The 5,557-nt window shown below is 62.5% G+C and carries 5 protein-coding genes and 1 pseudogene; all 6 read left to right on the forward strand.

Annotation, left to right across the window (positions count from 1 at the left end; genetic code table 11):
- A pseudogene (locus tag EOA24_RS43270) lies at positions 1 to 133 on the forward strand (ABC transporter ATP-binding protein); the annotation flags it as partial.
- Positions 134 to 1,000 carry a sugar ABC transporter permease gene (locus EOA24_RS25840; RefSeq protein ID WP_042642628.1) on the forward strand — a complete coding sequence of 289 codons (867 nt, stop codon included), beginning with the start codon at positions 134 to 136 and terminating at the stop codon, positions 998 to 1,000.
- A 3-nt stretch (positions 1,001 to 1,003) separates the two neighbouring features.
- Positions 1,004 to 1,912 (forward strand): carbohydrate ABC transporter permease, encoded by a 909-nt coding sequence (locus tag EOA24_RS25845; protein WP_127410198.1) that lies wholly within the window; start codon positions 1,004 to 1,006, stop codon positions 1,910 to 1,912.
- 2 nt (positions 1,913 to 1,914) lie between these two features.
- A complete protein-coding gene (locus tag EOA24_RS25850; protein WP_126082598.1) occupies positions 1,915 to 2,202 on the forward strand; it encodes a DUF2160 domain-containing protein in 288 nt (95 codons plus the stop codon).
- 78 nt (positions 2,203 to 2,280) lie between these two features.
- Entirely contained in the window at positions 2,281 to 4,008 is a 1,728-nt protein-coding gene (locus EOA24_RS25855; RefSeq protein WP_126082599.1) for an ABC transporter substrate-binding protein, read from the forward strand.
- 91 nt (positions 4,009 to 4,099) lie between these two features.
- A partial coding sequence (gene glpK, locus EOA24_RS25860; RefSeq protein WP_127410199.1) for a glycerol kinase GlpK occupies positions 4,100 to 5,557 on the forward strand: 1,458 nt, incomplete at its 3' end.

The raw sequence follows: 5,557 nt of genomic DNA on the forward strand, positions 1-5,557 counted from the left end.
CAATCTGGAAGGTAGGGAGATCGCCGCTGTGATCGGCGAGGACGACGAAGTGCCTGCCGACCCGAAAGTCCGGTTCGATCCGGCCGGCATCAACATCTATGCCGATTCCTGGCGCGTAGAGATGGGGGCCTAGATGGACAAAACCTGGAACAACAAGGCCTGGTTCCTTGTCCTGCCGGTTCTGGTGCTGGTGGCCTTCTCGGCCGTCATCCCGCTGATGACCGTGGTCAATTATTCGGTGCAGGACACGTTCGGCAACAACGTCTTCTTCTGGGCCGGCACCGAATGGTTCGAGGAGTTGCTGCACTCCGACCGGTTCTGGGAAGCGATGGTGCGCAACCTGATCTTCTCCTTCATCATCCTGGCGATCGAAGTGCCGCTCGGCATCTTCATCGCGCTCAACATGCCGAAGAAGGGCTGGGGCGTGCCGGTCTGCCTGGTGCTGATGGCGCTGCCGCTGTTGATCCCGTGGAACGTCGTCGGCACGATCTGGCAGGTGTTCGGCCGCAACGACATCGGCCTTCTCGGCTATTACGTCAATGCGCTGGGCTTCAACTACAATTATGTGCAGGACCCGTTCGACGCCTGGGTCACGGTCATCATCATGGATGTCTGGCACTGGACGAGCCTGGTCGTGCTGCTCTGCTATGCCGGTCTGGTCTCCATTCCGGATGCCTTCTACCAGGCGGCCAAGATCGACGGCGCCTCGCGCTGGGCGGTGTTCCGCTACATCCAGCTGCCGAAGATGCAGCGCGTGCTCCTGATCGCCGTACTGTTGCGCTTCATGGACTCGTTCATGATCTACACCGAGCCCTTCGTCGTCACCGGCGGCGGTCCCGGCAATTCGACGACCTTCCTGTCGATCGACCTCGTCAAGACGGCGCTCGGCCAGTTCGACCTCGGACCGGCGGCGGCGATGTCGCTGGTCTATTTCCTGATCATCCTGTTGTTGTCGTGGGTGTTCTACACCGTGATGACCAACTACGACGCGGAGCGCTGACAGATGACAGGCGCCAACGAGACGACACGCGTGAGCGAAACAGCGATCACCGAAGTGGGCAGCACGCTGTCGCAGGACGAGGTGGCGAAGCTGATGCGCCGCCGCGGCGAGGAAACGCGCTGGTGGTGGATCGTGCCGACGCTCTACATCGTCGTGCTGCTCCTGCCGATCTACTGGCTCATCAATATGAGCTTCAAGACCAATGCCGAGATCGTGTCGTCGCTGACGCTGTTCCCGCACAACCCGACGCTCGCGAATTACCGCACCATCTTCACCGACGCATCCTGGTATTCGGGCTACATCAACTCGATCACCTATGTGGTGATGAACATGGTGATCTCGGTGGCGGTGGCGCTGCCGGCAGCCTATGCCTTCTCGCGCTACCGCTTCCTCGGCGACAAGCATCTGTTCTTCTGGCTGCTGACCAACCGCATGGCGCCGCCGGCGGTGTTCGCGCTGCCGTTCTTCCAGCTCTATTCGGCCTTCGGGCTCATCGACACTTATATCGCCGTGGCGCTCGCCCACTGCCTGTTCAACGTGCCGCTGGCGGTGTGGATTCTCGAGGGCTTCATGTCCGGCGTGCCGAAGGAGATCGACGAGACCGCCTATATCGACGGCTACTCCTTCCCGCGCTTCTTCGTGAAGATCTTCATGCCGCTGATCGCCAGCGGCATCGGCGTCGCCTGCTTCTTCTGCTTCATGTTCTCGTGGGTGGAGCTTCTGATCGCCCGCACGCTGACCACGACTGACGCCAAGCCGATCGCCGCAACCATGACCCGCACAGTCTCGGCCGCCGGCATGGACTGGGGCCTGCTCGCCGCGGCCGGTGTGCTGACGCTGATCCCCGGCGCGGTCGTTATCTGGTTCGTCCGTAACTACATCGCCAAGGGCTTCGCCCTGGGGAGGGTGTGACCATGAATCTCGACTTCTCCTGGATGGCGTGGACCTGGCCGACGGCGGCCTTCTTCGGAACCATCCTGCTTCTGCTGTGCGGCATGGCGGCCTGGGAATACGTCTCGCCGGGCGGCAATCCGCGTATCGGCGTCCTGCGCTTCGAGACGACGCGCGGCGATCGCCTCTTCCTTTCGCTGCTCGGCAGCGCCTTCATCCATCTCGCTTGGCTGGGTCTGGTTGGGCCCAACCTGTGGTGGGCTCTCGCTCTCTCCGTGGTCTACGCCATTGGCGTGTTCCGATACGTATAGAGGGGGAAACAGTCGGAGCGGCCGCGTGCTGGCGGCCACTCCGGATCACACTTCAAAACCTAAGACTGGAGGAGACACATGCGACGGCAATTTCTTACATCGACGACCGCCCTTGTCCTATTGCTGGGGGCGGGCCACGCCTATGCCGGGATGGACGAGGCAAAAAGCTTTCTTGACAAGGAGATAGGCGACCTGTCGACGCTTTCGCGCGCCGATCAGGAAAAGGAAATGCAGTGGTTCATCGACGCCGCCAAGCCGTTTGCCGGCATGGAGATCAAGGTGGTGTCGGAAACCATCGCCACCCATTCCTATGAATCACAGGTGCTGGCGCCCGCTTTCTCGGCCATCACCGGCATCAAGGTCACGCACGACACGATCCAGGAAGGCGACGTCGTCGAGAAGATCCAGACCCAGATGCAGACGGGACAGAACCTCTATGACGGCTGGGTCAACGACTCCGATCTGATCGGCACGCACTGGCGCTACCAGCAGGTGCGCAACCTGACCGACTGGATGGCAGGCGACGGCAAGGATGTTACCAACCCGAACCTCGACCTGAAGGACTTCATCGGCACGTCGTTCACGACGGCGCCCGACAAGAAGCTCTACCAGCTGCCCGACCAGCAGTTCGCGAACCTCTACTGGTTCCGCTACGACTGGTTCAACGACGAGAAGAACAAGGCCGATTTCAAGGCCAAGTACGGTTACGACCTCGGCGTGCCGGTCAACTGGTCGGCCTATGAGGACATCGCCGAGTTCTTCACCGGCCGCGAGATCGACGGCAAGAAGGTCTATGGCCACATGGACTACGGCAAGAAGGACCCGTCGCTCGGCTGGCGGTTCACCGATGCCTGGCTCTCCATGGCCGGCAACGGCGACAAGGGCATTCCGAACGGCCTGCCGGTCGACGAATGGGGCATCAAGGTCGACGAGAATTCGCGCCCGGTCGGTTCCTGCACCGCGCGCGGCGGCGACACGAATGGACCGGCGGCGGTCTACTCGATCCAGAAATATCTCGACTGGCTGAAGGCCTATGCTCCGGCCGAAGCGCAGGGCATGACCTTCTCCGAATCCGGCCCGGTTCCGGCCCAGGGCGCGGTTGCCCAACAGATCTTCTGGTACACGGCCTTCACCGCTTCGATGGTCGACGCCGGCGCCAAGGCGGTGATGAACGACGACGGCACGCCGAAATGGCGCATGGCGCCGTCGCCGCATGGCGTCTACTGGAAAGATGGCATGAAGCTCGGCTACCAGGACGTGGGTTCCTGGACGCTGATGAAGTCGACGCCGACCGACCGCGCCAAGGCCGCCTGGCTTTATGCGCAGTTCGTCACCTCGAAGACCGTCGACGTGAAGAAGAGCCATGTCGGCCTGACCTTCATCCGCGAGAGCACGATTCACGACAAGAGCTTCACGGAGCGCGCTCCGAAGCTCGGCGGCCTGATCGAGTTCTACCGTTCGCCGGCCCGCGTCCAGTGGTCGCCGACCGGTACCAACGTGCCTGACTATCCGAAGCTGGCGCAGCTCTGGTGGCAGGCGATCGGCGATGCATCGTCGGGCGCCAAGACCGCGCAGGAAGCGATGGACTCGCTCTGCGCCGAGCAGGAAAAGGTCATGAGCCGCATCGAGAAGTCGGGCGTCCAGGGCGATATTGGCCCGAAGATGGCCGAAGAGCACGACCTCGCCTATTGGAACGCGGATGCGGTCAAGAAGGGCAATCTCGCGCCACAGTTGAAGATCGAGAACGAGAAGGAAAAGCCGATCACCATCAACTACGACGAGCTGGTGAAGAGCTGGCAGAAGTAACTGCATGACGTGGGCGCGTTCGCCCGCGTAAGAAATGCAGGGGAGGCGGCTTGGCCGTCTCCCCTGTTGCATGAGTAGTGGAGGGAATGGAATGAGCGGTTTTGTGCTGGCGATCGACCAGGGAACGACCTCGACCCGGGCGATCCTGTTCGACGACAAGATGAAAGTCGCAGGCACCGGCCAGCAGGAATTCGCGCAGCATTATCCGGCCTCCGGCTGGGTCGAGCATGATCCGGAAGATATCTGGGCAAGCGTTCTCGCCACGGTGAAGTCGGCGCTTAAGTCCGCCGGACGTACCGCTTCGGATGTGGCCGCGATCGGCATCACCAACCAGCGCGAGACGGTCGTGATCTGGGATAAGGCGACCGGCGAGCCGATCCACAATGCCATTGTCTGGCAGGACCGCCGCACGGCGCCGCTCTGCCAGAAGTTGAAGAAGCAGGGGCTTGAGAAAAAATTCTCGAAGAAGACCGGGCTGCTGCTCGATCCCTATTTCTCCGGCACCAAGATCGCCTGGATGCTGGACAAGGTGAAAGGAGCCAGGAAGCGCGCAGAGAAGGGTGAATTGCTTGCCGGCACGATCGACAGTTTCCTGATCTGGCGGCTGACGGGCGGCAAGGTGCACGCGACCGACGCGACAAACGCCTCGCGCACGCTGGTCTACAACATCGAGAAGAATGCCTGGGACGAAGAGCTGCTCTCGATCCTGAACATACCGGCAGAGATCCTGCCTGACGTGAAGGACTGCGCCGACGACTTTGGCCTCACCGAGAAGAGCCTTTTCGGCGCCGAGATGCGCATCCTCGGCGTTGCCGGCGACCAGCACGCGGCGACCATCGGCCAGGCCTGTTTCGAGCCGGGCATGATGAAATCCACCTACGGCACCGGCTGCTTCGCGCTGCTCAACACCGGTGCCGACCTTGTGCGCTCCAGAAACCGGCTTCTGACCACGATCGCCTACCGGTTGAACGGCAAGACCACCTATGCGCTGGAAGGTTCGATCTTCATCGCGGGCGCCGCCGTGCAGTGGCTGCGCGACGGCATCAAGGTGATCGGCAAGGCCGAGCAGAGCGGTGCGCTCGCGGCGACCGCCGATCCGGCGCAACAAGTCTATCTGGTTCCGGCCTTTGTCGGCCTTGGCGCGCCGCATTGGGACGCGGAGGCGCGCGGCGCCATCTTCGGCCTGACGCGCAATTCAGGCCCGGCAGAGTTCGCGCGCGCCGCGCTCGAATCGGTCGCGTTCCAGACGCGCGACCTGCTCGATGCCATGCGCAAGGACTGGAAAGGCGCTTCCGCCAAGACGGTGCTTCGTGTCGACGGCGGCATGGTGGCGTCCGACTGGACCATGCAGCGGCTGGCCGACATTCTCGACGCGCCGGTCGACCGTCCGACGATCCTGGAGACGACCGCCCTGGGCGCGGCGTGGCTTGCCGGGTCGAAGGCAGGCGTGTGGCCGAAGGCAAACGAATTCGCGAAGAGCTGGGCGTTGGAACGGCGCTTCAAGCCGGAGATGGATGCGGCTGCGCGCGGGGCGAAGCTCGCCGGATGG

This window comes from Mesorhizobium sp. M2A.F.Ca.ET.039.01.1.1 (assembly GCF_003998035.1).
In the GTDB taxonomy this organism is placed as follows: Bacteria; Pseudomonadota; Alphaproteobacteria; order Rhizobiales; family Rhizobiaceae; genus Mesorhizobium.

Coding starts and splice junctions, on each gene's coding strand:
- EOA24_RS25845 (WP_127410198.1), top strand. CDS start 1,004: ATGACAGGCGCCAACGAGACGACACGCGTGAGCGAAACAGCGATCACC.
- EOA24_RS25855 (WP_126082599.1), top strand. CDS start 2,281: ATGCGACGGCAATTTCTTACATCGACGACCGCCCTTGTCCTATTGCTG.
- EOA24_RS25840 (WP_042642628.1), top strand. CDS start 134: ATGGACAAAACCTGGAACAACAAGGCCTGGTTCCTTGTCCTGCCGGTT.
- EOA24_RS25850 (WP_126082598.1), top strand. CDS start 1,915: ATGAATCTCGACTTCTCCTGGATGGCGTGGACCTGGCCGACGGCGGCC.